Origin of the sequence: Shewanella sairae, assembly GCF_023283535.1 — a bacterium.
Classification (GTDB): Bacteria; Pseudomonadota; Gammaproteobacteria; order Enterobacterales; family Shewanellaceae; genus Shewanella; species Shewanella sairae.
The window spans coordinates 25,428-50,376 of the sequence record NZ_JAKILT010000007.1; the positions used below are offsets into that span (position 1 = coordinate 25,428).

Annotated in this window: 19 protein-coding genes; 11 read left to right on the top strand and 8 right to left on the bottom strand. The window is 45.5% G+C overall.

Going from position 1 to position 24,949, the window contains the following annotated elements:
• Window positions 1–663, bottom strand: a complete 663-nt coding sequence (gene hxpB / locus L2748_RS04245; protein ID WP_220783276.1) for a hexitol phosphatase HxpB — start codon at window positions 661–663, stop codon at window positions 1–3.
• 401 nt (window positions 664–1,064) lie between these two features.
• On the opposite strand from hxpB, the gene acnB reads away from it, so the two are divergent.
• On the top strand, window positions 1,065–3,662 hold the full coding sequence (gene acnB / locus L2748_RS04250) for a bifunctional aconitate hydratase 2/2-methylisocitrate dehydratase (protein WP_220782021.1): 2,598 nt from the start codon (window positions 1,065–1,067) through the stop codon (window positions 3,660–3,662).
• Between the two features lie 282 nt (window positions 3,663–3,944).
• Here the strand turns inward: acnB and rsd are convergent, their stop codons facing one another.
• A complete protein-coding gene (rsd, locus tag L2748_RS04255; RefSeq protein ID WP_220782022.1) occupies window positions 3,945–4,412 on the bottom strand; it encodes a sigma D regulator in 468 nt (155 codons plus the stop codon).
• Window positions 4,413–4,941: 529 nt separating this feature from the next.
• Between rsd and hemE the strand changes: the two genes are divergently transcribed.
• Complete coding sequence (hemE, locus tag L2748_RS04260; RefSeq protein ID WP_220782023.1) at window positions 4,942–6,006, top strand: uroporphyrinogen decarboxylase; 1,065 nt, start codon at window positions 4,942–4,944, stop codon at window positions 6,004–6,006.
• An 84-nt stretch (window positions 6,007–6,090) separates the two neighbouring features.
• On the opposite strand, the gene L2748_RS04265 is transcribed toward hemE, so the two are convergent.
• From L2748_RS04265 to L2748_RS04275, 3 genes are all read right to left on the bottom strand, one after another.
• Complete coding sequence (locus L2748_RS04265) at window positions 6,091–6,822, bottom strand: response regulator transcription factor (RefSeq protein WP_220782024.1); 732 nt, start codon at window positions 6,820–6,822, stop codon at window positions 6,091–6,093.
• A gap of 87 nt (window positions 6,823–6,909) precedes the next feature.
• Window positions 6,910–7,641 (bottom strand): spondin domain-containing protein, encoded by a 732-nt coding sequence (locus L2748_RS04270; protein WP_220782025.1) that lies wholly within the window; start codon window positions 7,639–7,641, stop codon window positions 6,910–6,912.
• 11 nt (window positions 7,642–7,652) lie between these two features.
• Complete coding sequence (locus L2748_RS04275; RefSeq protein WP_220782026.1) at window positions 7,653–8,354, bottom strand: spondin domain-containing protein; 702 nt, start codon at window positions 8,352–8,354, stop codon at window positions 7,653–7,655.
• A gap of 253 nt (window positions 8,355–8,607) precedes the next feature.
• On the opposite strand from L2748_RS04275, the gene L2748_RS04280 reads away from it, so the two are divergent.
• Window positions 8,608–11,166 (top strand): putative bifunctional diguanylate cyclase/phosphodiesterase, encoded by a 2,559-nt coding sequence (locus L2748_RS04280; protein ID WP_220782027.1) that lies wholly within the window; start codon window positions 8,608–8,610, stop codon window positions 11,164–11,166.
• A gap of 99 nt (window positions 11,167–11,265) precedes the next feature.
• Window positions 11,266–12,069, top strand: a complete 804-nt coding sequence (locus tag L2748_RS04285; protein ID WP_220782028.1) for an SDR family oxidoreductase — start codon at window positions 11,266–11,268, stop codon at window positions 12,067–12,069.
• Window positions 12,070–12,089: 20 nt separating this feature from the next.
• On the opposite strand, the gene L2748_RS04290 is transcribed toward L2748_RS04285, so the two are convergent.
• The 3 genes from L2748_RS04290 to purH all read right to left on the bottom strand — a co-directional run bounded on the left by L2748_RS04290 (window position 12,090) and on the right by purH (window position 15,801).
• Window positions 12,090–12,308, bottom strand: coding sequence for a hypothetical protein (locus L2748_RS04290; RefSeq protein ID WP_220782029.1), 219 nt, complete (start codon window positions 12,306–12,308; stop codon window positions 12,090–12,092).
• A 430-nt stretch (window positions 12,309–12,738) separates the two neighbouring features.
• Window positions 12,739–14,040 (bottom strand): phosphoribosylamine--glycine ligase, encoded by a 1,302-nt coding sequence (gene purD, locus L2748_RS04295; protein WP_220782030.1) that lies wholly within the window; start codon window positions 14,038–14,040, stop codon window positions 12,739–12,741.
• A gap of 171 nt (window positions 14,041–14,211) precedes the next feature.
• Window positions 14,212–15,801: a bifunctional phosphoribosylaminoimidazolecarboxamide formyltransferase/IMP cyclohydrolase gene (purH, locus tag L2748_RS04300; protein WP_220782031.1), complete on the bottom strand. Its 1,590-nt coding sequence runs from the start codon at window positions 15,799–15,801 to the stop codon at window positions 14,212–14,214.
• Window positions 15,802–16,171: 370 nt separating this feature from the next.
• Here purH and zntR point away from each other — a divergent pair, with 370 nt between their 5' ends.
• The 7 genes from zntR (at window position 16,172) to fdhE (ending at window position 24,868) form a co-directional block, all read left to right on the top strand.
• Window positions 16,172–16,657 carry a Zn(2+)-responsive transcriptional regulator gene (gene zntR, locus L2748_RS04305; protein WP_220782032.1) on the top strand — a complete coding sequence of 162 codons (486 nt, stop codon included), beginning with the start codon at window positions 16,172–16,174 and terminating at the stop codon, window positions 16,655–16,657.
• Between the two features lie 21 nt (window positions 16,658–16,678).
• Window positions 16,679–18,034, top strand: a complete 1,356-nt coding sequence (locus L2748_RS04310) for an SO_0444 family Cu/Zn efflux transporter (protein WP_220782033.1) — start codon at window positions 16,679–16,681, stop codon at window positions 18,032–18,034.
• A gap of 124 nt (window positions 18,035–18,158) precedes the next feature.
• Window positions 18,159–18,554 carry a thiol-disulfide oxidoreductase DCC family protein gene (locus L2748_RS04315; protein ID WP_220782034.1) on the top strand — a complete coding sequence of 132 codons (396 nt, stop codon included), beginning with the start codon at window positions 18,159–18,161 and terminating at the stop codon, window positions 18,552–18,554.
• A gap of 773 nt (window positions 18,555–19,327) precedes the next feature.
• Window positions 19,328–22,348 (top strand): formate dehydrogenase-N subunit alpha, encoded by a 3,021-nt coding sequence (gene fdnG, locus L2748_RS04320; RefSeq protein ID WP_220782035.1) that lies wholly within the window; start codon window positions 19,328–19,330, stop codon window positions 22,346–22,348.
• 2 nt (window positions 22,349–22,350) lie between these two features.
• Window positions 22,351–23,253: a formate dehydrogenase subunit beta gene (gene fdxH, locus L2748_RS04325; RefSeq protein WP_220782036.1), complete on the top strand. Its 903-nt coding sequence runs from the start codon at window positions 22,351–22,353 to the stop codon at window positions 23,251–23,253.
• A 5-nt stretch (window positions 23,254–23,258) separates the two neighbouring features.
• Window positions 23,259–23,903: a formate dehydrogenase subunit gamma gene (locus L2748_RS04330; protein WP_220782037.1), complete on the top strand. Its 645-nt coding sequence runs from the start codon at window positions 23,259–23,261 to the stop codon at window positions 23,901–23,903.
• A gap of 2 nt (window positions 23,904–23,905) precedes the next feature.
• Window positions 23,906–24,868 carry a formate dehydrogenase accessory protein FdhE gene (gene fdhE / locus L2748_RS04335; RefSeq protein WP_220782038.1) on the top strand — a complete coding sequence of 321 codons (963 nt, stop codon included), beginning with the start codon at window positions 23,906–23,908 and terminating at the stop codon, window positions 24,866–24,868.
• Window positions 24,869–24,949: the final 81 nt, after the last annotated feature.

A 24,949-nucleotide genomic window follows, 5' to 3' on the forward strand; every position in this document is an offset into this window, starting at 1 on the left:
TTAATAACGAGCCAAAAAGTCAGCTAAGTCGTTCAGGCTACCCAGTTGTTGATGAGCGATTACCCATTTTCCAAGGGCTGCATGTTGCGGCTCAGGGATCGCAATTGTCTGCATATTTGCGGCGCGAGCGGCGATTAATCCATTAAATGAATCTTCAATCGCTAAGCAATTCAGTGGATCAATATTGAGTGCTTTAGCACAGTTTAAATAGACCTCAGGATGAGGTTTACCGTAAGCGAGAGATTCAGCTGACTCGATGGCGTCAAAGTAGTTTCCAATCTCTAACCGACTTAAAACAGCCTCAATGATTTGACTTGAAGACGATGTTGCCAGACCGATTTTAAGCTTATGCTGCTGACATGCTCGTAAGGCATCGAGTACACCTTGCATTGCTTCACCGTCACGCGTTATATGGCTAACAACCGTATCAACAATGGCCTGGGCAGTTTGTTGATTGTTGTAATCCTGCCAAGGAGAACGCGCATACCAAAATTCAACTACTTGGTCGATTCTGAGCCCAGTCGTTAGCAGCATATCCGCCATTGAAAGCTTTATGCCCAGTTTGGTCATCACTTCAAAAATAGCGATTTGCCAAACGGGTTCTGAGTCGATTAATACGCCGTCCATGTCAAAAATAACCGCTTTTAATACTGGTTTGCTCATAAGTATCCAATTATGTTCATTATAACTTTGGTGAATATTAGCTGTGAAAAAGCCATCTTCTATAAATAATCATACGATTAAGCTCAACGGAATCACAGGCTTTTTCACTGATAACGCTTAAGTAAATAGCTGTTAACTTATTTTAAATATATGATTTATATAATTTAGATCAAAGTTTCACACTATGGTCTAGTTTTCTTTTTGAGCTAATCGTTTTACTGTATAGCCCGAGATGTCGATTGAGCGCTGTTTTGCTTTTGCTTAAGCGTGATCGGATTCATACTTTTGCAAAGCTGTAGTATAATAGCGCTCGAAATAAGGGTGAGCCTGCCGAGCTGTCAGTTTCAATTTGAAGACGAGCGGTTTCGCTGTAAGAACGCCAAAATAAGAGGAAGGTTGCCGTGCTAGAAGCATATCGTAAACACGTCGCAGAACGTGCTTCAGAGGGCGTAGTCCCTAAGCCATTAGATGCCCAACAAGTGGCACAGCTAGTTGAATTGGTAAAGAATCCACCTGCAGGTGAAGAGGCTGTTATCCTTGATCTGCTTGAAAATCGTATCCCACCAGGTGTTGATGAAGCCGCTTACGTTAAAGCAGGCTTTTTAGATGCTGTCGCAAAAGGCGAAGTATCATCTTCAATCCTGTCATCTGAGCGAGCTGTTGAGCTGCTTGGCACCATGCAAGGTGGTTACAACATTGAGCCACTGATTGCGCAACTTGATAATGAAGCGCAAGCGCCATTAGCGGTTGAAGCGCTTTCACATACACTATTAATGTTTGATTCTTTCCACGATGTAGTGGAAAAAATGCAAGCAGGTAATGATTACGCTAAGCAGGTTGTTCACGCTTGGGCCGATGCTAAATGGTTCCTTTCACGTCCAAAGCTTGCTGAGAAAATCTCACTGACAGTATTTAAAGTGTCAGGCGAAACCAATACCGATGACTTATCTCCAGCACCTGATGCATGGTCACGCCCTGACATTCCATTGCACGCATTAGCCATGCTAAAGAACGCGCGTGACGGTATCGTACCTGACGAAGCGGGTACTATCGGCCCAATCAAAGAGATTGAGTCACTAAAAGAAAAAGGCTTCCCGTTAGTTTACGTAGGTGACGTTGTTGGTACAGGTTCATCGCGTAAATCAGCAACTAACTCAGTGCTTTGGTTTATGGGTGATGACATCCCGAACGTGCCAAATAAACGTGCTGGTGGTTTCTGCTTAGGTGGCAAAATCGCACCAATCTTCTTCAACACTATGGAAGATGCGGGCGCATTGCCAATCGAGCTAGACGTTAGCAAGATGGAAATGGGTGATGTTATCGACATCTATCCATATGAAGGCATCGTTAAGCGTCATGGTACTGATGAAGTGATTTCACAGTTCTCACTGAAAACTGACGTATTGATGGATGAAGTTCGCGCTGGTGGCCGTATTCCATTAATCATCGGTCGTGGTCTAACAGACCGTGCACGTGAAACACTAAATCTTGAAGCATCTGCTGAATTTGTGCGTCCACAAGATGTGGCTGACACAGGTAAGGGCTTTACCCTTGCACAGAAGATGGTAGGTAAAGCATGTGGTGTTACCGGTATTCGTCCAGGCCAATATTGTGAGCCTAAGATGACCTCTGTGGGTTCGCAAGATACTACCGGTCCTATGACTCGTGATGAACTTAAAGATTTAGCTTGTCTTGGTTTTAGTGCTGACTTAACCATGCAGTCTTTCTGTCACACCGCGGCTTATCCAAAGCCAGTTGACGTCAATACTCACCACACGCTTCCTGATTTCATCATGAACCGTGGCGGTGTTGCATTGCGTCCAGGTGACGGTGTGATTCACTCGTGGTTAAACCGCATGCTCCTGCCTGATACCGTTGGTACGGGTGGTGACTCGCATACGCGTTTCCCAATTGGTATTTCATTCCCAGCAGGTTCTGGTCTTGTTGCATTCGCTGCAGCAACCGGCGTTATGCCACTGGATATGCCAGAGTCAATTTTGGTGCGCTTTAAAGGTGAAATGCAGCCTGGTATCACGCTACGTGATTTGGTACATGCAATCCCACACAAAGCGATTGAAATGGGTCTATTGACCGTTGAGAAGAAAGGCAAAATCAACGCTTTCTCTGGTCGCGTACTTGAAATTGAAGGTCTTGAGCAGCTTAAAGTTGAGCAAGCATTCGAGCTTTCTGACGCATCGGCTGAGCGTAGTGCAGCAGGTTGTACGATTAAGCTTGATAAAGAACCTATCATTGAGTACTTAAACTCAAACATCGTTATGCTTAAGTGGATGATTGCTGAAGGTTACGGCGATCGTCGTACTATCGAGCGTCGTATTACGTCGATGCAAGAGTGGCTAGCGAACCCAGAGCTAATGCAGGCTGATAGCGACGCAGAATACGCAGAGATTATCGAAATCGATTTGAACGAAATCAAAGAACCAATTCTTTGTGCGCCAAACGATCCGGATGATGCGATTCTATTGTCATCAGTAGTCGATACTAAGATTGACGAAGTATTCGTTGGTTCTTGTATGACTAACATTGGTCATTTCCGTGCAACAGGTAAGATGCTAGATAAGTTTGCATCAACACTGCCAACACGTTTATGGATTGCGCCGCCAACTAAGATGGACCGCGATCAGCTAACTGAAGAAGGTTACTACGCTATCTTCGGTCGTGTCGGTGCACGTATTGAGATCCCGGGTTGTTCACTGTGTATGGGTAACCAGGCACGTGTTGCTGAAGGTGCGACGGTAGTTTCTACCTCTACGCGTAACTTCCCGAACCGTCTAGGTACTGGTGCTAACGTTTACTTAGCTTCTGCTGAGCTAGCGGCAGTTGCTGCGTTACTTGGTCGTTTACCATCTCCTGATGAGTATCAGACATACGCTAAAGAGTTAGATGCCACTGCAGCTGACACTTATCGTTACCTGAACTTCGACCAGATTGCGTCGTACACTGCAAAAGCTGATGAAGTGATTTTTCAATCAGCAGTTTAATCAACTGATTTAAACTTTTTGCCTAAAAAAGCCTGCTAACGAGCAGGCTTTTTGTTTTCAGCCCTAAATCACTTCTTATACTGATTGGTATAAGTACTCTAAAGCTGATTGTTTTAGAAGCATATCATTAAGAGGGCGGCTAGCTGACGGACATTTTCAGGGGGGAAATGATTAGCTGGGAGATGGTTTGGTGTGAGCTAAGTTATAAGCAGCAAAAGCTAGACGAGTAAACTCGTCTAATCGATAACTGGTCGGCAATGAGTCGGCGCAGTCAATAACGCGCTAAGAGTGTTTGCTATGTAGCACTTCTAACAGTTTATCTTCTAGTGCAAAGCGTGTTTCCATTGCATGACCTAAAGAAGATAAGTCTTTATCTAAATGAAATAGCACTTTTTCATCATCGGCTTCAGTATATTTATCATTGAAGTCTAAGGCGGTATCTGTGGTTTCGCTAATTTGTGGCACTAGCTGCTGCGCAAGTTCTTGGCTGGAGTGACCATTTTTCTCGCATGCAGTTACAACTTGGTTGTAAATCTCGAAGTGACCTTCAGACACATAGTCCATGAGTTGATCACAGAACTGTTTGACTGACGCAAATGCAGGTAATGACTTATCTGTTACCTCGTACGGCGGGATCCCAGCAATTTGACAATAATTGATGAGTAGGTTGCGACGATTATTTAGCCATTGATCTATAAGAGTATTTGAGCCGCCCCACTTTTGTTCGGCCTTCTCTAGCTTTCTTAGCATGATCTTCCCCGATAAAATCCATCTCTGTATCTCTAATGTAGGGGAAGAATGTGGTTTTGATCAACCATTTTCGTTCGATTTATGAGGAATTGCTAAATGGACAAACCAGCGCAATATTTGTAAATAAAGTGCTAAAAAATAAAATGCCCAGCGATAGAAATCTATCGCTGGGCGAGTAAAGTTTTTGCGGGCTCGATGCGACGAGCTTCTTGATTGTTCTTGCTAGCGCAGACTTTTTATACCAAAGCTGGCACCTTGGTGCAACTTTTTTCTGTCACATTGCGAACCATACAGCCTAGGTTAAGCTAAGTTGTGAATCTATTTCACGTTTTAATGTAGAGCTGTGAACTGGAGTTTATCACCGCAAAATAACCACATTAATTAGAAGGATTCTGTTAACTACCTCTGAGTTGCCAAAATTAGTCGCGTTACTTGTCACATTATTTTACCTATACAGGTTACTTTATTAACGTAAATGCTAAACTACTGCCCCAAGCGGATATCACTATAAGTTTAGGAATCAAGCCAAATGGCAGAATTAAAGAATGATCGTTATTTACGTGCGTTATTAAAACAGCCTGTCGACAGAACTCCTGTCTGGATGATGCGTCAAGCTGGTCGTTATCTTCCAGAGTATAAAGCCACCCGCGCAGAAGCTGGCGACTTCATGTCTCTTTGTAAGAACCAAGACTTAGCTTGTGAAGTGACTTTACAGCCACTACGTCGTTACGACTTAGACGCAGCAATCTTATTCTCAGACATTCTTACTGTTCCTGATGCAATGGGTTTAGGTCTGTACTTTGAAGCGGGTGAAGGCCCACGTTTCGAACGTCCTACAGACACTATCGATTCAATCAAAAAGCTTTGCATCCCAGATCCAGAAGACGAGCTTGGCTATGTAATGCGTGCTGTAAGCACTATTCGTCGTGAGCTTAAAGGTGAAGTGCCACTAATCGGGTTCTCTGGTTCACCATGGACCCTAGCGACTTATATGGTTGAAGGCGGTTCTAGCAAGGCATTTGAAAAGATCAAAAAGATGGCCTACGAAGAGCCAGCGACTTTGCACATGCTACTAGACAAGCTAGCTGACTCTGTGACTTTGTACTTGAACGCTCAAGTGGCAAACGGCGCACAGTCTCTAATGATTTTCGATTCATGGGGTGGCGCGCTTTCTCACCACGCATACCGTGAATTCTCACTACGTTACATGCAAAAAATCGTTGATGGCTTAACTCGCCACGCAGACGGTCGCCAAGTACCAGTGACTCTATTCACTAAAGGTGGCGGACTATGGCTTGAGTCTATGGCTGAAACCGGCTGTGACGCACTAGGTCTTGACTGGACTGTAGATATCGGTGATGCACGTCGCCGCGTTGGTCATAAAGTTGCTCTACAAGGTAACATGGACCCATCAGTACTTTACGGTACGCCAGAGCGTATTCATCAAGAAGTGGATCAAATCCTTTCTTCTTACGGTGAAGGTACTGGTCACGTATTTAACTTGGGCCATGGTATTCACCAGCACGTTGATCCAGAGCGCGCAGGCTCATTCATTAACTCAGTGCATGAGTTATCGGCTAAATACCACAAGTAATTAGCTTGCCTAACGGCGAATGATATACCTTTAATAAGGCTCAGTTTACTGGGCCTTTTTTATTGCTTGTGATTTAGGCTTTGGCTACATTGATGCCGCTGGCGGGGTAAATTTATAGCCCACGCCCCATACGGTTTTGACCAGCTTTGAAGTGCGAACATTGCGAGATAGCTTGGAACGTAAACGGTTTACATGACTATTGACTGTATGCTCATAACCTGAGTATGAATATCCCCAGACAGCCTCTAATAATTGCATACGGCTAAATACCTGCTTAGGGTGTTGAGCAAGGTACAGCAAAAGATCAAACTCTCTGGCTGTGAGTTCAAGTACTTCATTAAAGGCGATGACCTCTCGCGTATTACAGTCAATCGTAATCCCTTCAAACTTGATGGCATGGTCTTGCTTCTCTGCTAGCTTCGAGCGGCGTATTAGCGCTTTTACCCGAGCGTTAAGTTCGAGCAGACTAAAGGGTTTTACCAGATAGTCATCGGCACCTGATTCTAGCCCTAAAACGATATCAGCCTCTTCGCCTTTAGTGCTAAGCATCATACAAGGTAATTGGTTACCTGCATGACGAAACTGCTGACATAACGTAATGGCGTCACCATCGGGGAGCATTCTATCCATTAAGATAAGATCGACTTGGGCGTTGGCTAAATGGTGTTTAGCTTGCTGTAAGCTAGTACAGTGAACAACATGGTGATTCATGCTTTTAAGATTGAGCATGACCAGTTTAGCAAGATCTTGCTCGTCTTCTACTAGCAGTATGCGCTTCGTTATTTGATGCTCATTGCTGGTGGGTGATCCATTCATGTTTTGTTCCCAAAGGCGGTTCCTTGATTACTAGACCTGCCGATGGGAACATTTATTTCGTACTATTTTTAACCACTCTAAATCCGTTTATTCGGTGCGACTTATGGTGATTAAAAGCACTGGGTTATCAAAACGATGAGAGGCATTGAGTACCGACTCTGCCAAACCATCATCAGCGCTGATGACACCTGGGTGGCCATGAACTTTATCTGAGTCATCACGGGCAGGGTTAAAACCTTCGCCGCCATCGGCAGGTCCGGGGATGGTGCCTTTAGCTTCGCTATTGGCTTCGGTGCCTGCATCGTAAGCAATCACTCTAAAGCTCATGGACTCGTTGACCGCAAGCTCTGATAAATCGTAGCCGCTGAATCCGGCAAAAGCGTCGTTGGTATTAACCAGCATAGTTACCACAGAGAGAGCGGCAACTTGGTCGCTGTTGATGCTCATCGAGATACTTTCACTGGCGCCGGGTAATAATATCCCACTACCACTGATGAGCTCTGTCACAGCAGGTTCGTCACTTAAGCCACTGGCATCGCCTGATTCCGCTAATGTTTCTAAGGCAAGGCTCGCGCTGTCACCACTGCTCCACAGTACAGTGTCAACTTGATGATTTACCACAGCTATGGGCGACATTGGTTGATTAGCCGTTAAGTTCGTCACAGCAAGGGTATAGTTTTGCATGACAGGGGCGACAACTGGCGGTGCTATTGGTGCAGGGCTGTCATTGTTATTGTCTGAGCAGCCAGCGAGAATCAATGTCCCCGAGGCAATGAGCGCTACGGCGCTATATCTTAGGTACTTGTTAGGATTATTCATTAGCTATTCTCCTATTTCACCACGACAGTAACTCGAGCAACGGGGTTTAACCAGCGATGCACACGGCTATCAAGGTCGCTCATACCGCCTTGTAAATCAGTGTCACCTAGTACGCCTGGGTGAATATGTACCTTGTCGTTACTGCTCATATCCATGACTCCGGTTGCATTCATACCACCATCGCCTCCTGGTGCTGCTGGGATCCCGGGAACGCCTGACATACCTCCGCCATTAACGATTTCATCATTCGCTTCGGTGCCTGCGTCATAAGCATTTAGGGTAAAAGTATAGCTACCTGCTTCAGTTGGGATCTTCCAAGCATCTAGGCCGACAAAGGCGTCGTTGGTGGGCAGTACCATGGCGGTAATCGACAGATGAGTCATATCACCTGTGTCGAGCATTATGCTATCTACTTTACCACTTGGCGCTAACAGTCCAGCAGCAGGGTTAGCAATTGTCACACCGCCAACTCCAGTGACAGCAGCATCTAAATCGCCAATATCACCACCTTCGGCCATTTTCTGTAGTGCTGGTGTCGCCATTTCTCCGGCTTGGAAAAGATGGCTATCCATATCGTGAGCAGCAATAAGCAGTGGGGTGAAATGATTTCCGTGGGTTAAGTTGGTCACGCTAATCTCTAATTCTGCCGCCGTGACAGGCAAGCTAATTACGCTACCGATAATAAATATTTTGCTGATTTGGTTAAGCTTCATGATGACTCTCCTTTGCAATGTATGACCTTAGTTTGGCAAAGGGATCTCACTTGAATATCGCTTAATTATCACAAAAGAATAACAATTGGCGTCTGAATCATTTTTTTATATAAACAGATTAAGATTGTTGATGTTTTTATCAACATCTGTGCATCGGGTAGGTGTTATCTGTTGCGAAAATGGGGTACTTTGCTTGCGCAAACCAAGTCGTAGCCAGTGTTGGCGGGTTTTGAATTAGAGAAGTATTCCTTAGATGCAAATTGGCAAAAAATTGATCTTAGTGATCTTTGGCTGCTGTGTACCGCTAATCGTAGTCGCTTGTTTGGCTGGATTGAGCTGGTTAAATAGTGAAGCCGATTATTTACGTAATTATGTGATTGCAAAAGAGCTCGATACTATTGAATTACAGATAGATAAAGATCTCGACAGTCTTCAGTCCTATTTAGAGGCCTCTGCCTTAAATGTCGCCACGGAGTCATCAGCTCCGTTAACACTATTACCGTCATTATTTGATACTCAGCAAGTTCAGCAGGGACTGAGCGGTCAGGTGTTGCCTTTGAGTAGCCTAACAAAGCGAGGGATTAGTCTTCCTCGCGAGCTGCAATCTCAAGCTATCCATGCTGGTGTCTATTTTGATGTGAAACAAAATCTTGGATATTTCATCAATATACAAGTGTTGCCGCAGTCTGAACCCAGGGTGCTATTAAGCCCGTTAACCGATGACTATTTAGCGAGTCTTGGAAGTGTAGATTTTGCGACTCAAGTAAAAGTCGGTGCAGGTAGAGCACAGCCTAGGTTGTTTTTACCAGACGATTCAGTTGTAGCCGAACTTGATACTCCCAGTTTATCTGGCATGGCACCAGCGCATCTTGCCGTTGTGTTTGCTACTCAGCCAACCTCCCGACTCGTGTGGCAATATAGCTTATTCGCGCTTGGCGCTTTAGGTTCAACCTTTACCTTGCTACTGGTGGTCTTTTGGGGAATAAGGCTGACCGTGATTAAACCTTTCAGACGTTTCTCTGAGCAACTTACACAACTTGATCCTATGGCAATCGATCAGACTTATATTAATCATGAGTTTAGTTACGGTATTAATCATCTGACCAATAACATGAATGGTTTACTGTCAAAGTTCTATATGCAAGAGCAGCGCTCTAAAATTACCTTGGCAGCCATATCTGATGCGGTTGTACTCGTTGATAATCAAGGTCGAGTAAGCTATATCAACCCTTATGCTGAACGTTTATTGTGTATTAGCAAAGAGCAAGCAGAAGGTAAGGAGTTACACACGTTGCTTCAGAGTCATCGGGGAGTCAGTGATAATGTCATTAAGTTTATTCAAAGTGGTAGTTTAGAAACTGAAACTGCACAGCTGAGATTAAACATTGATACACCTAGACTTATGGCTGTTTCAATCCGAAATATTGTGCATTTATCGACGCAGATCACCGATGCTGTATTGGTTCTTAAAGATGTTACTCAGGAGAGCAAGTTTAAGCGGCAACTCTTGCGACAAACATATATTGATCCAGTGACTGGAATGCTAAATAGAACGGCGTTTGAGCAAAGGTTTGCAACTTATTCAGAAGGATGTCGAGCGTTAGCGGTAATGCATCTAGATTTAGAGAAGTTTAAGCTGATCAATGATATTTGTGGTCACACGGTTGGTGATCAAATGCTAGCTAAAGTTGCTAAAGTTGCTAAAGTGATTAAAGCGAGTCTACCTAGTGACTGTTTATTTGCGCGCTTGAATGGCGATGAATTTGCTATAGCCATCAGGGATGTATCCGCGCTCTATGGGGCTAAGTTGCTTAAAGCAATTATCGCCAATGTGAGTCAGCAAAAGGTATTGCATCAAGGTATCTTATATCAGGTGGGGATGAGCGCAGGGATTACGCTTGCATTCAGTCATCAAGAGCAAACTATTGAGCTGCTCAAAGACGCTGAGATTGCTTGTGATGCGGCAAAACGCAAAGGTAGTAATCAAATACATTTTTATGACGATCGCGATAGAGAACTTAACTATCAACGCAATGCTGCAAAATGGGCACTTCGTATTGCTGAAGCGATAGAAAGAAATGAGCTAATCCTTTACTACCAAAAAATCAAAAAACTCTCTTCTCACGGCCGACGACAACGAATGGAGATCTTGCTTCGTATTCAAGATCCAAGTGGCCGAGTGTTACCTCCTGCCCAATTTATTGCTGCTGCGGAGCGTTTTAAGCTCATAGTTGAGGTCGATAAAGAGGTGATTAGAAAAGCATTTAAATGGTTGTCGCTTAATAAACAAGTTTGGGGTGATCACTGCTTATCCATTAATTTATCTGGCAGTAGCCTTGGTGCAGAGGGAATGGTCAATTATATCCTGCGTCAGCAAGCTCGTTATGCAATACCAAGCAGTTGTGTATGTTTTGAGATCACTGAAACCAGTGCTATTCAGCATCAAAAAAGAGCGATGAAGATGCTAATGGATCTGCGCAAGCGAGGATTCACATTTGCATTAGATGACTTTGGTAGTGGCTTTGCATCTTATGGTTACCTAAAAGAGATGCCAGTAGACTATGTCAAGATAGATGGTTGCTTTGTTAAAAACTTAGCCAGTAATGCTAAAGACTACGCCATTGTTAAATCGGTCAATGATGTGTGCCGAGTGATGGGAATTGAAACCGTTGCTGAATTTGTAGAAAACCAAGAGATCATCGATAAACTAGATGTAATTGGGGTCAATTACGGTCAAGGCTACGGGATTGGCCGACCACAGCCTCTTGATGGTTACCAAGGCGATCTGGTTAGCGAACAGTTGCTAGCATAAGCATTTAAAGCGCAAGCGCTTAGCTGATAATGACTATTTGCGATAGTCGCTGAAATATGTGAGGTTTGGGTGACATAGTCGCAAATAGAGCTAAGTTATATGCCAAGCTTTAACAACAAAGTTATTATTATCACTGGTGCGTCAGAGGGAATTGGGCGCGCCCTCGCGCTGGCGTTAGCGACCGATGATTGTCGTTTAGTGCTTAGCGGACGCAACCTGCAGCGTTTGCAAAGTCTTGCCACCGAACTGGCTGAGCTTGGCTGTGAGGCATTGGTGCATGTAGCTGATGTGGCAAAGGAAGCCGAGTGCGCAGGCTTAATTCAAGCGTGTATTAGCGTTTATGGTCGGCTGGATATCTTAATCAATAATGCCGGTATGACCATGTGGTCACGCTTTGATGAGCTAGAAGACTTAAGTGTTTTATCGCAAATCATGCAGGTTAATTATTTAGGTCCAGCCTATCTTACCCACGAAGCCATTCCTTATCTTAAAAAGACCCAGGGTCAAATCGTTGCTGTTGCCTCGTTAGCAGGAATGACTGGCGTACCAACACGTTCTGGCTATGCGGCCTCTAAGCACGCCATGATTGGCTTTTTTGACTCCCTGCGGATTGAACTTAGCGATGACAAGGTTGCGGTAACGGTTATTTGCCCAGACTTTGTTGTCAGTGAAATCCATAAACGTGCGCTTGATGAGCAGGGTAAACCTTTGGGCGATACACCAATGCAAGAAAGTAGGATTATGACGGCAGAGCAGTGCGCAAATATTATGCTACCTGTAATTGCTAAGCGGCAGCGTTTATTAGTGACTTCGTTACGAGGGCGAGTAGGGCGTTGGTTTAAGATTATCGCCCCCGGCTTAATTGATAAGATAGCGCGTAGGGCGATAGACTCTGGAAGTTAATTCAAGGCTAACTAACTGTTTTACTTATTAAGGTGTTTAACTATGGCTTCAGCCGCTTCGTTTTTTGTGGCTTTGTCGGCAGCTGGTTCTATGTGTGCTGCGGCGTTATGACCTGTCATATCTTCGGCGATATGTAGCCAATCTGGGTGCCAGTAAAAAGAGGAACCTGACAGTGTGTCCCAGTTATGTACGCCAGATGTCTCGCCTTGATAGATAAGATCGCTTACTGAATATTTCATTGTCCAACCCCAGTTTGTTAAGTTTAATCCTTGGCAATTTTGATGCACTTCTTTATAAAAACGACTTTGATAGTAGCCACTTTAATTTGAAAGTATCTATTGCTGATGGACCTAGAATGCGCTTTCAGATACGGCATTTATGTAACTTAGATCACAAAATTCAGGATTAATCGATTTGGGTTTACAAGTTGTAAGTAGAAAACATAGGCTTTAAAGGGACTGTAAGCGGCGCAATATGCTCGCGATTAGGCATTTGAGTATCAAGTTTGAACGTATAAAGCAGACATAAAAAAGCCCTGAATTAACAGGGCTTTTTAAGCTAGAACTAAATTTGTTTAGCCTTCGCCGTTTTCACGGGCCAATATTACACGGTAGGCAATGTCAGTACGGTTAATCGATAACCGTTTTTATGCAAATTGCTTTAAGTGTATTAGCCTTCGCCGTTTTCACGGGCAATTGCGCGGTAAGCGATGTCAGTTCTAAAGTAGACGTCATCCCAGTGGATAGCATCAACTAAGCTATAAGCCGCTTGCTGTGCTGCCGTTACTGTATTGCCAAGGGCTGTTGCGCATAATACGCGGCCGCCGTTAGTCACTACGTGACCGTCTTGCATGCTAGTGCCTGCATGGAACACTTTAGCGTTGTTATCACCAAGAGTTAGACCTTCAATCACATCGTGCTTACGATAAGCCTCTGGGTAACCGCCTGCAGCAAGTACTACACCTACAGCTGCGCGTGAGTCAAACTCAGCGGTCACTTGATCAAGCTCGCCGCGGGTCGATGCTAGGCATAGCTCCACCAGATCAGACTTAAGACGCATCATAATTGGTTGAGTTTCTGGGTCGCCAAAGCGGCAGTTGTACTCAAGTACTTTAGCGCTGCCATCGGGTGAAATCATCAAGCCTGCGTATAAGAAACCTGTGTAAACATTGCCTTCAGCTGCCATGCCATCAACAGTTGGGCGAATAACATGCTCAATAGTCCAGTCGTGAACCGCTTGGGTAACAACTGGCGCTGGAGAGTACGCGCCCATACCGCCAGTGTTTGGACCATGATCGCCGTTATCACGTGCTTTATGATCTTGGCTGGTGGCCATAGCAAGAATGTTCTTACCGTCTACCATCACAATGAAGCTGGCTTCTTCGCCAGTAAGGAACTCTTCGACAACGACGCGAGAGCCCGCTTCACCAAACTTGTTGCCGGCTAGCATATCTTCAATCGCAGCATCGGCTTCAATTTGATCTGCGGCGATGATAACGCCTTTACCTGCCGCGAGGCCGTCGGCCTTAATCACGATAGGGAAACCCGTTAAGCCAGTCACTTGCTTAACATAGGCTTTAGCTGGCTCAATCTCAGTAAAGTTTGAGTAAGCTGCCGTTGGAATATCGTGACGGGCTAAAAAGTCTTTAGTGAAAGCTTTAGAAGACTCTAACTGCGCAGCACCTTTGGTTGGACCGAAGATAGGCAGGCCTGCTTCATTAAACGCATCAACTACGCCTAGTGCCAATGGCACTTCTGGGCCAACGATGGTGATAGCCACTTTTTGCTCTTCGGCAAATGCCACTAAGGCTGAGATCTCTTCAACATTAATCGCCACGTTTTCAAGCTTTGGCTCTAATGCTGTGCCAGCGTTACCTGGTGCTACAAAAACAGTTTCAACCTGCGTTGATTGCGCAGCCTTCCACGCCAATGCATGTTCGCGACCGCCGCCGCCAATAATCAATACTTTCATTTTTTAATCCTTAATCGCTTCTTCATCGGTCCTTGAACTGCATCAAACATACTCATGTATTGGCATACATTCCGTGTGTTTTCTTTGTTCAATAACCGATGACTTTGCGCTAAACGTTAAAAATCAATTTTTAGAAGCTTCAAGCAAAGAGAACCTAAAGCTTCATATAAATTAATGACGGAAGTGACGCATACCGGTAAATACCATTGCCATGCCGTGCTCGTCTGCCGCTGCGATGATCTCTTCATCGCGGATAGAGCCGCCTGGCTGGATGATACAGCTGATGCCAGCAGCAGCTGCAGCGTCGATACCATCACGGAATGGGAAGAATGCATCTGATGCCATAACTGAGTCTTGAACTTCTAGACCTTCGTCAGCGGCTTTAATGCCAGCAACTTTAGCACTGTAAACGCGGCTCATTTGGCCTGCGCCTACGCCGATAGTCATGCTGTTCTTGGCGTAAACAATCGCGTTTGATTTAACAAACTTGGCCACTTTCCAGCAGAACATTAAGTCTTTCATCTCTTCAGCTGTTGGCTGACGCTTAGAAACAACTTTTACGTCTTCAAGACCAACCATGCCTTGGTCGCGATCTTGCAGCAATAAGCCGCCGTTTACGCGCTTGTAATCTAGGCTGGTGGTCTTAGCTGCCCACTCACCACACTCAAGTAAGCGTACGTTAGCTTTAGCGGCAACAATATCACGTGCTGCTTGGCTCACTTTCGGGGCAATGATCACTTCAACAAACTGACGCTCAACAATCGCGCTTGCTGTTGCTGCATCTAGTTCGCCGTTAAAGGCGATGATGCCGCCGAACGCTGATGTTGGGTCAGTTTGGAATGCACGGTTATAAGCTTCAAGCAGGTTTTCACCAATTGCTACACCACATGGGTTAGCGTGCTTAACAATCACACAAGCTGGCTCGTCGAACTCTTTTACGCACTCAAGTGCAGAATCAGTATCGGCAATGTTGTTGTATGAAAGTGCTTTACCTTGCAGCTGAACAGCTGTGGCAACAGAAGCTTCATCAAGGTTAGTGTCAACGTAGAAAGCAGCTGTCTGATGGCTATTTTCGCCATAGCGCAAGTCTTGCTTTTTAACTAGCTGAGTGTTGTAAGTGCGTGGGAACTTAGAATCGGCATGACACTCGTCCTTGCTGTGCGCTGGAACTTTAGTGCCGAAGTAGTTAGCAATCATGCCATCGTATGCAGCAGTGTGCTCAAACGCGGCAATTGCTAAATCAAAGCGGGTTTCAAGAGTGGTGCTACCTTCGTTCGCTTGCATCTCGGCAATTACGCGGCCGTAGTCGTTAGCGTTAACGATGATAGTGGTATCTTTGTGGTTTTTAGCGGTAGAGCGAACCATAGTTGGTCCGCCGATATCGATGTTCTCGATAGCGTCTGCAAGCGTGCAGCCTTCTTGAGCCACAGTTGCTGCGAATGGATACAAGTTAACCGCTACCAAGTCGATAGGCTTAATATTGTTTTGTTCCATTACGATTTCGTCTATACCACGACGCGCTAAAATGCCGCCATGCACTTTAGGGTGCAGGGTTTTAACGCGGCCATCCATGATCTCTGGGTGACCAGTATAATCTGACACTTCAATGACAGGCACACCATTATCAGCCAGAAGGCGTGCGGTGCCACCAGTAGAAAGTAGTTCAACACCTTGAGCATGCAACGCTTGTGCAAACTCTAGGATTCCGGTTTTATCTGAAACGCTTAACAGCGCGCGACGAATAGGTCTGGCATTATTCATTGTAGGTACAGGGTCCAGTAGTTATTTTTAAGGATCTTTCGGAAAACAGAACAGTCTCACGCGATAAACGTCTACACTGCTTTCCAAAAGTCCCTCAAGTTTTTTACTCTCCCGTCACGGCGCGCATATTTTACCGTAAATTTACCTCTGGCGGTGTTTTTTTCTGCGCGATTTCACAATACGTTCAGCAGAACAAGCTTTGTTATCCATTTAGGTGCAGAATAACTCTTGACCTTGGATACAACTCCAAGGTTTATACTCTAGTCATTACAGTGGCAAAATCCTGTTGTTTTTGTCGGTTTTACCACTGGCTAATGTTTGAGTTTAAAACTGAATAGTAAACAGAATTTAGATTGATTGGGAGCTAGGCATGTATCGAATTGGTGAACTTGCAAAGCAGTGTGAGGTAAAGGCAGACACGCTGCGCTTTTATGAAAAGCATGGTTTGCTTGCGCCATCATCGCGAACAGATTCCGGTTACCGTATTTATACCGAGGCGGATGCCGAACGCTTGCGCTTTATTCTGCGCGCCAAAGCGGTGGGGTTTACCCTTGCTGAGATCACCGAATTGTTGTCGATTGAGCTGGATAAATCCAATTGGGCCTGCGCCGATGTAAAAGGCATGGTCGATGATAAGTTGGCGCACGTTGAAGCGAAAATCGCTGAGTTAAACCATTTTCAATTGTCTTTGCAGCGTTTGTCGCAAGCTTGCTGCGGTGGCCCAGAAAGTGCGGAGCATTGCTCGATTCTTGAGGCATTAGAATCCAATACCGACAGCATTCGCTGTGAAAACGATAAGCATAGTCATGACGAAAGGCAGTTCACCAAAAACTGCAACGATAAATCGCATACTTAAAAATACACGTGAGAAGTAGTTATGTTATTAGAGAACTTTATTGAGCTGTTTCTAGAGTCAGCCCCATGGTTACTATTGGGTTTGGTGTTAGCAGGCATGTTGAAGATGTTCGTGCCTATGGCATGGATGCAGAAGCAACTAGGTGGCCATGGTTTTAAAACCACAGTTAAAGCTGCTGTGCTAGGCGCGCCGCTGCCATTATGTTCTTGCGGTGTGATCCCTGCTGCTGTTGGTTTGCGCCGCAGTGGTGCCTCTAAAGCAGCAACCACTTCATTTTTAGTCTCAACGCCTGAAACGGGCGTTGACTCAGTCACGGTTTCTTACGTATTGCTTGGGCCATTTATGGCGATTGTTAGACCGATAGCAGCGGTAACCAGTGCTATCGTTGCAGGTCTGTTAGTTGGCCGCGATGACGATGAACCAGTTGTGACTAAATCCGCTGAGTCTGATGCCAAAGCTGCACCAGCAGCATCTTGCTGCAGCAGTAAACAGGCTGCGCCGAAAGCAGAGCCTGTCAGCTCATGTTGCAGTAGCAAAAAAGCCGAGCCTAAAGTTGAGGCTGTGACGTCTTGTTGTAGCAGTAAAAAAGCGCTTGAAACTGTTGCGCCTAAAGCTGAAAAATCTAAAACCGAAAAGTCTTCATGCTGCTCAAGTAAAGCTCCTGCAGCTGTAATTGAAGCCAAGTCATCTTGCTGTAGCAGCAACAAAACCGCTACAGCCACTCAAGCTCACAGCCATAGCGATGGCGAAGCTGAAAGCTGCTGTGAGTCGACTAAAGATATAGCCACAGAATTAAAAGGCACCTCTATTATTAGTCGTATAGGCAAAGGCTTACATTACGCGGCAACAGACTTAGTGCGTGATACAACTGTCTGGTTGCTAATTGGTTTATTCTTCGCGGCATTAGTACAAACCTATGTACCAGCCGATTTTATGGCTAAATGGGGCGACGGCATTCTAGCTATGCTAGTGATGGTGCTGCTCTCTGTGCCTATGTATATCTGCGCCACGGCATCAACGCCAATTGCAGCAGGTTTACTATTAGCAGGTGTGTCACCTGGTGCGGTATTAGTGTTTATGTTGGCGGGTCCAGCAACCAACATTGCCACCTTAGGTGTAGTGACTAAAGAACTCGGTAAGCGCGCCCTATATGGTTACTTAGGTGGCGTGTTAGGTGTAGCATTAGTGTCTGGCATCTTGGTTAACTACCTAGTGGATACCTTTGGCTTTGTGGTAATGCCACAAATTGGTGAGCAGCATGAGCTTTTACCAGCAGGTATCGTTTACACCTCTGGGGTGATCCTTGCGATACTCATGGCTAAGGTTTTCTTAGATAAGCTGCCTAAAAACTGGTGGCGCCGAGATTGCTGCTCTTAAATGCTTTAACAATAGTTTTATCTGCATTATTAAAGAGGCGCTCATTGAGCGCCTCTTTGTTTTTTAGCGCTAAACCGTGTTAGAAAGAAAGCGTCGGGATAAATAGTGTTGAGGAGAAGCTGGCTTGCAAAAGAATACTGAACAAACTGCTGTGGTGATCTTCGATGGCGTATGCAACCTATGTGATGGCGCTGTGAGCTTTATTGTGCGGCATGCTCCTAATGCTAGCTTTCGCTTTGTGGCGTTGCAGTCGCCAGAGGGCAAGCTGTTACTGGCTAAGCATCAGCTTGTTGATATCGCCCTCGATAGCGTGATTTTGCTTAAACAGCAGCGCTACTATTTACGCAGTGACGCTGTGATTGAAATTGCCAAATCTTTTACTGGTATGGCGGCAGTTATTAAATATGTCGGTATTTTGCCTAAAGGACTACGAGATGGTGCTTACAACTTACTGGCAAAGCATCGTTATCGACTTTTTGGCAAGAAAGATCTATGTGGACTACCAAGCAATAAGTCATAGGGTTAACTGAAAAGCGCTTATTCTTTAGCGCGTTCCTATCAAGATATTCCTCTCACTTTTTTATATAAGTAAGCTTGGTCAAAATGGCGCAATAAGTCATTTTGGTCGCTTTGCGGTTAAAATTCATCCAGTTGTTGGCCAAGCTAGTTAGATTGCTGCAGCAAACGACAACGGCAAATGCTGCCGTTTTTAAGCGCTAGCGTAATAGATACAGATAATAGGTGGCTTTTTGCTGTGCCATATTGTCTAACTGAGCTTTTTGGGGCTATAGCTCTTCAATGATTATTTGGCCTCCATATTGGTGTTGTTACAAAAAAAGTATATTGAAACCTGCTACAGCACTCACTGCTAAGCCACTTCATTATGGCTGCTTTGTTGTTTTGTTGAATAGATTTAACAATTAAAAAGACTGTTTTTTGCGACAATATGTCTTAATTGTGTGGGTCTTTTTGTCTTAGTGGCTTTAGTTGGTTGTTCTTGGGTTTTAATTCTGCTTACTGTGCTTTAGTTTGTTTATTTTGGTTTTTAATTTTGCATTTGCTGTTTTGTTTGGTTTTAAGTTTCATTCATGATTTAGTGTGATGCTCGTCATGTGTTATTAATTGTGCGTATAGCTGACTTTGGGGATAATCATTTTGCGTTGATTAGCCTTTGTTTAGCTTGTGGGTAATCGCACGGTACAAAGCAAAAGCGCTTTAACGACAAAAACCAAAACTACGTGCCGAAGATGAGATAGTCGGTCAGTGTAGCAATACTAATTGTGTGAGGGTGATATGGACAGACGACAGTTTTTTAAACTGTGTGCCTGCGGAGCGACCACATCGGCAATATCAGCGTTGGGATTAATGCCCGGCACTGCGATGGCTGCGCCTCGTGAGTATAAGTTGTTGAAAGCAAAAGAAACCCGCAATAACTGCTGTTATTGCTCAGTGGGTTGTGGCTTGTTGATGTACAGCCATGGCAGCAACGGTAAAAACGCTGAAAAAGCGATTTTCCACATTGAAGGCGACGCTGACCATCCGGTTAACCGCGGCGCATTGTGTCCTAAAGGTGCCGGTCTAGTCGACTATGTAAATAGCCCTAACCGTAACCATTTCCCTGAAGTACGCGAGCCAGGCACTAACGAGTGGAAGCGTATCAGTTGGAACGACGCATTTAGTCGTATCGCCCGTCTGATGAAAGACGACCGCGATGAAAACTTTATTGAAAAAAATAGCGATGGCACCACAGTAAACCGTTGGTTGAGTACCGGCATGATGACTTCATCTGCACAACCAAACGAAGGTGGTTTTATCACTCACAAGTTTGCTCGTTCTCTTGGCCTAGTGGCCATCGATACTATTGCGCGTAACTGACACTCCCCAACGGTAGCAAGTCTTGCTCCAACATTTGGGCGCGGTGCCATGACCAACCACTGGATCGATATTAAGAACTCTAATGTCGTGGTGATCATGGGCGGTAATGCCGCTGAAGCACATCCTGTCGGTTTCGGTTGGGTAACGGAAGCTATGGAACATAATAACGCCAAGTTGGTGGTTGTGGATCCACGCTTTAACCGCAGTGCAGCATTAGCTGACTGCTATGCACCACTTCGCAGTGGTACTGATATCGCATTCCTTTTAGGTCTAAGTCGATACCTCATTGAGACTAAACAAGTTAACTACGAGTATGTCAAAGCGTACACCAACGCGAGTTACATCATTCGTGAAGATTTCGAATTCAATGAAGGCCTATTTAGTGGTTTTGATGACAAGAGTCGTACTTACGACAAGGATTCTTGGTACTACGAATTAGATGAAGATGGTTATGCCAAAGTCGATGAAACTTATGAGCACCCACGTTGTGTGTGGAACTTATTAAAGCATCACGTTGACCGTTACGACTTTGAAACCGTAAGCAATATTACCGGTACGCCAGTTGAAGATTATGAAAAAGTTTGTGCGCTAATTGGTAGCACCCACGTTCATGATAAAGCGGCGACCTTCATGTATGCATTGGGCTGGACCCACCACACTAAAGGCGCACAGAACATCCGTTCTATGGCATTAGTGCAGTTGCTACTGGGTAATATCGGCGTATTGGGTGGTGGTGTTAACGCACTACGTGGTCACTCAAACGTACAGGGCGCAACCGACATGGGTCTGCTATGTCAGAACCTGCCGGGTTACTTAAAGCTACCAAATGATAACGATACAGATTTAAGCACATATTTAGAAAACTATACGCCTAAGGCATTACGTCCTGGCCAAACAAACTATTGGTCTAACTATCCTAAGTTCTTTATCTCACAGATGAAGAGTTTCTGGGGTGAGAACGCAACTGCGGCTAATAACTTTGGTTATGACTGGTTACCTAAGTGGGACTTACAGTACGACTTCACCAAGCACATCGACATGATGTACAAGGGCCAAGTTAACGGTTATTTCGTGCAAGGGGTTAACGCGATTAACTCTATGCCAAACCGTAACAAGACTTTAGCGGCATTATGCAAGCTGAAGTACCTAGTGGTGATGGATCCGTTAGCGACAGAAACCTCAGTATTCTGGCAAAAAGCCGGTGAGTTTAACGATGTACAACCAAGCGAAATTCAAACAGAAGTGTTCCGTCTACCGACAACACTATTTGCTGAAGAAGAAGGCTGTATTGTTAACTCAGGTCGCTGGATGCAGTGGCACTGGAAAGGCGCTAATCCGCCAGGCGAATCTAAGCCAGATGCAGAGATCCTATCGGGCATTTTGATGAAGCTGCGTGAGCTTTATAAAGCTGAAGGTGGTGTATTGCCTGAGCCGATTGAAGCGGTTAACTGGGCTGGTTACCACAATCCATACTTCCCACACGGCGAAGAAGTGGCGAAAGAGCTTAACGGTATCGATCTTAAAACCGGTAAGCAGCTTGATAGCTTTAGTCAGTTAAAAGATGACGGCAGTACGTCATGTGGTTGCTGGATCTACTCTGGTAGTTGGACCGAAGACGGCAACATGATGGCACGTCGTGATAACTCTGATACGTCAGGTAAAGGTATCACTCCTGGTTGGGCGTTCTCTTGGCCACAAAACCGCCGCGTACTGTATAACCGCGCATCGTGTGACGTTAACGGTAAGCCATGGGATCCAAAACGTGTAATCGTTGAGTGGAATCACGGTAAGTGGCACGGCATCGATGTGGGTGACTTCAATATGACGTTACCACCAAAAGAGTCGGCGCATCCGTTCATTATGCAGCCTGAAGGTGTGGGTCGTTTCTTCTCGCTAAAACTACTGGCAGAAGGTCCGTTCCCTGAGCATTACGAGCCGATGGAGTCACCAATTGGAACTAACCCATTACACCCTAATGTGATTAGTAACCCTGCGGTACGTTTGTTAGAGGGCGTGGAAGAGACATTGGGTTCACATACTGAATTCCCATATGTGTGTACCACTTACTCGCTAACCGAGCACTTTAACTTCTGGACGATTCATTGTCGTTTAGCAGCGATTTCTATGCCGGAAACTTTCGTTGAATTAGACGAAATTCTTGCAGAGAAGAAAGGCATTGCTAATGGCGATTGGGTCAAGGTGAGTTCTAAGCGCGGTAGCTTGTTAACTAAAGCATTAGTCACTAAGCGTCTGCAGCCACTGAAAGTTCACGGCCAGATGGTACACACTGTGGGCTTACCACGTCATGGTGGCCATAACGGTCTTACGCGCAGAAGTTATAGCTGTAACGTACTGACCACTGAAGTGGGCGATGCGAATACCCAGGTACCTGAATTTAAAGCGTTCCTAGTGGATATCGCTAAGGCTGAGGGAGTTTAATCATGTCTGCTCAAGATATCATTTTAAGCTCTGGCACATCAGAGCTCACTCCTGCAGCGCAGGTACGACGTAAGTTAAGTAAGGTGGCTAAGTTATTCGACGCCACTAAGTGTAATGGCTGTAAAGCGTGTCAGGTATCGTGTTCTGAATGGAACGATCTGCGTGCACCAGTGGGTAGTTTCCAAGGTTCTTACCAGAACCCAATGGACCTGTCTTCTGAGTGTTGGACATTGATGAAGTACCAAGAAGTTGAGCGAGATAACAAGCTAAATTGGCGTTTCGCCCATAGCGCATGTATGCATTGTGACGATCCAGCCTGTTTAACCGCTTGTTCGACTAAAGGTGCCATTGTGCAGCGTGCAAACGGTGTGGTGGATTTTGATTCAGATAAGTGTACAGGTTGTGGTTACTGCGTGTCGGCTTGTCCGTTCGACGTACCAAGACTCGACCCTATCGATCAAAAAGCTTACAAGTGCACCATGTGTTCAGACCGGATCCAAGTAGGCCAAGAGCCAGCTTGTGTGAAGTCTTGTATTACAGGCGCACTGAAGTACGGCACCCGTGAAGACATGCTGTTTATTGCCGACTTACGGATTAAAGAACTGCGTAAGCGTGGCTATGTTAATGCCGGTCTATACAACCCAGAAGGTGTGGGTGGTACAGGCATGATCATGATTTTGCATGACATTAATAAGCCGCAAGACTATGGCTTACCAGCGGATCCGAAAACGAGTGTGCCAGTTAAGTTATGGCAAGACGTGGTTAAACCATTGGGTGCGGCGGGCATCATGGCAACAGTTGCTGTTGCTTGCTTACACCGCATTACTGTGGGTCGTAACCTTGTTGAAGAGGACGAGCCTGCGCAGTTCGACCACACTCACTCAGATAAGTCAGATAAGGAGTAACGCTCATGCATAAGCAGAATATGATTTTGCGCCATAAGTTGTTCGACCGCATCTGTCACTGGTTTGTGGTTGCTACAGGTTTGGTGACATTCCTCACCGGCTTTGCTTTCTTCTTCCCATCATTTCAATGGTTGGGATCGATTGCAGGTACGCCACAAATGGCGCGCTTTGTTCACCCAATTGCCGGCTTGATGATGTGTCTGCCGTTAATGGTGATGCTAGTTCGCTATTACCACCATAACAAGTGGGAAAAGAACGACCTGACATGGATGTTAGCTATCAAGGACGTAATGTTCGAAAACGAGGACAAGATCCCCGCTATCGGCCATTACAACCCAGGTCAAAAAGTGCTGTTCCGTACCTTCGTGGTGACCTCAATCGCATTGACGATTACCGGCATCATGATGTGGCAGCCTTACTTTGCCCCTTACTTTGAAGCAATTGCTATTCAGTGGGCCATTTTGATCCACGCAATCTGTGCAGTGATCATGTTGATCTTCGTGATTGTGCACTTTTGGATGGCAACGTGGGTAGAAGGATCGGTTGCAGGCATGTTGTACGGCTATGTGTCGCGGGCTTGGTGCAAGAAGCACCACCCTAACATGCTAAACGATCCTGAATTAAAGACTAATAAGCAGGAAAAACACTAATTATGAGCACAGCAATACTCGACGCTGAAAAGATCCCTGGTCAGTCATTGGACATTAAAACCGTGATCGCAGCTGACCCAAAAGCCGTTTATCAATTTCGCGCTAAGCGACTTGCAGAGCTCGCCGAAGAGTCTGGATTAACAGAATACTTTGGTTTGCTTGAGCAGTTAGTTGGCGCCCAAGAAAAGGTAGCGGCACTTTACGGTGAGGCGGCAAAGAGCTGCTTTGGCCCTCAGCCAAAGTTAGATCTAAGCCAAAACCAGCCGATGGCGCAGCAGCATTTTGAATGGGGCAATTATTGGCAGTCGGTATTGCTGGAGCTGATTAGTGAGCTTATGCCTAAAGTCAGTACTGACTTGCATGTGGTACTAAAGGAACTGGCTAAAGCGGAAGCTGATGTACTGCAAGGTTACGCCCAGTCGATGCTTGGCGGTCGCTTTGCCGAAGTGCCTGCGCAGTACAGCCTGTTTATTTGGGCGGCGCTGTCAGTGTACTGGTCACATTGGGCGGTTGATGTTGCACAAAATTTGGCTGATAAAGGTGAGGCGCATAAGCGTTTATGCCCAGTGTGTGGCAGTCACCCAGTGGGGAGCGTTATCAAGGAAGAACCACGTGTTGGCCTGCGCTACTTGCATTGCAGCTTGTGTGAAACCGAGTGGCATGAAGTGCGCGCCGAGTGCACCTCATGCGGCGAAAGCAAGGGCGTACTTTTGTGGGCTGAAACCGAAACTAATGCCGCTATTCGGGTAGAAAGCTGCGACACCTGTAAGGGGTATACCAAGATGTTCTTTACCGACATCAACCCAAGACTAGAAGTAGCAGCCGACGACTTGGCGACCTTAGTGATGGACAGCCATTTAGTTGAGCAAGGATACAGTGCTACCACGGTGAATCCGCTGCTACTTGCTCATGAGCAAGAGCCTATGGAGTCCGAGCCTCAGCCTAAAGTCGGTGATATCCACTAGCCAGCTGTAAGCAACTTTTAAGTTTATTAGTAAGCAAGAGCCGCATTTCGCTGCGGCTCTTTTATTAAATCGATTCAAAAT

Coding starts and splice junctions, on each gene's coding strand:
- hxpB (WP_220783276.1), bottom strand. CDS start 663: ATGAGCAAACCAGTATTAAAAGCGGTTATTTTTGACATGGACGGCGTA.
- rsd (WP_220782022.1), bottom strand. CDS start 4,412: ATGCTAAGAAAGCTAGAGAAGGCCGAACAAAAGTGGGGCGGCTCAAAT.
- hemE (WP_220782023.1), top strand. CDS start 4,942: ATGGCAGAATTAAAGAATGATCGTTATTTACGTGCGTTATTAAAACAG.
- L2748_RS04265 (WP_220782024.1), bottom strand. CDS start 6,822: ATGAATGGATCACCCACCAGCAATGAGCATCAAATAACGAAGCGCATA.
- L2748_RS04270 (WP_220782025.1), bottom strand. CDS start 7,641: ATGAATAATCCTAACAAGTACCTAAGATATAGCGCCGTAGCGCTCATT.
- L2748_RS04275 (WP_220782026.1), bottom strand. CDS start 8,354: ATGAAGCTTAACCAAATCAGCAAAATATTTATTATCGGTAGCGTAATT.
- L2748_RS04280 (WP_220782027.1), top strand. CDS start 8,608: ATGCAAATTGGCAAAAAATTGATCTTAGTGATCTTTGGCTGCTGTGTA.
- L2748_RS04285 (WP_220782028.1), top strand. CDS start 11,266: ATGCCAAGCTTTAACAACAAAGTTATTATTATCACTGGTGCGTCAGAG.
- L2748_RS04290 (WP_220782029.1), bottom strand. CDS start 12,308: ATGAAATATTCAGTAAGCGATCTTATCTATCAAGGCGAGACATCTGGC.
- purD (WP_220782030.1), bottom strand. CDS start 14,040: ATGAAAGTATTGATTATTGGCGGCGGCGGTCGCGAACATGCATTGGCG.
- purH (WP_220782031.1), bottom strand. CDS start 15,801: ATGAATAATGCCAGACCTATTCGTCGCGCGCTGTTAAGCGTTTCAGAT.
- zntR (WP_220782032.1), top strand. CDS start 16,172: ATGTATCGAATTGGTGAACTTGCAAAGCAGTGTGAGGTAAAGGCAGAC.
- L2748_RS04310 (WP_220782033.1), top strand. CDS start 16,679: ATGTTATTAGAGAACTTTATTGAGCTGTTTCTAGAGTCAGCCCCATGG.
- fdxH (WP_220782036.1), top strand. CDS start 22,351: ATGTCTGCTCAAGATATCATTTTAAGCTCTGGCACATCAGAGCTCACT.
- L2748_RS04330 (WP_220782037.1), top strand. CDS start 23,259: ATGCATAAGCAGAATATGATTTTGCGCCATAAGTTGTTCGACCGCATC.
- fdhE (WP_220782038.1), top strand. CDS start 23,906: ATGAGCACAGCAATACTCGACGCTGAAAAGATCCCTGGTCAGTCATTG.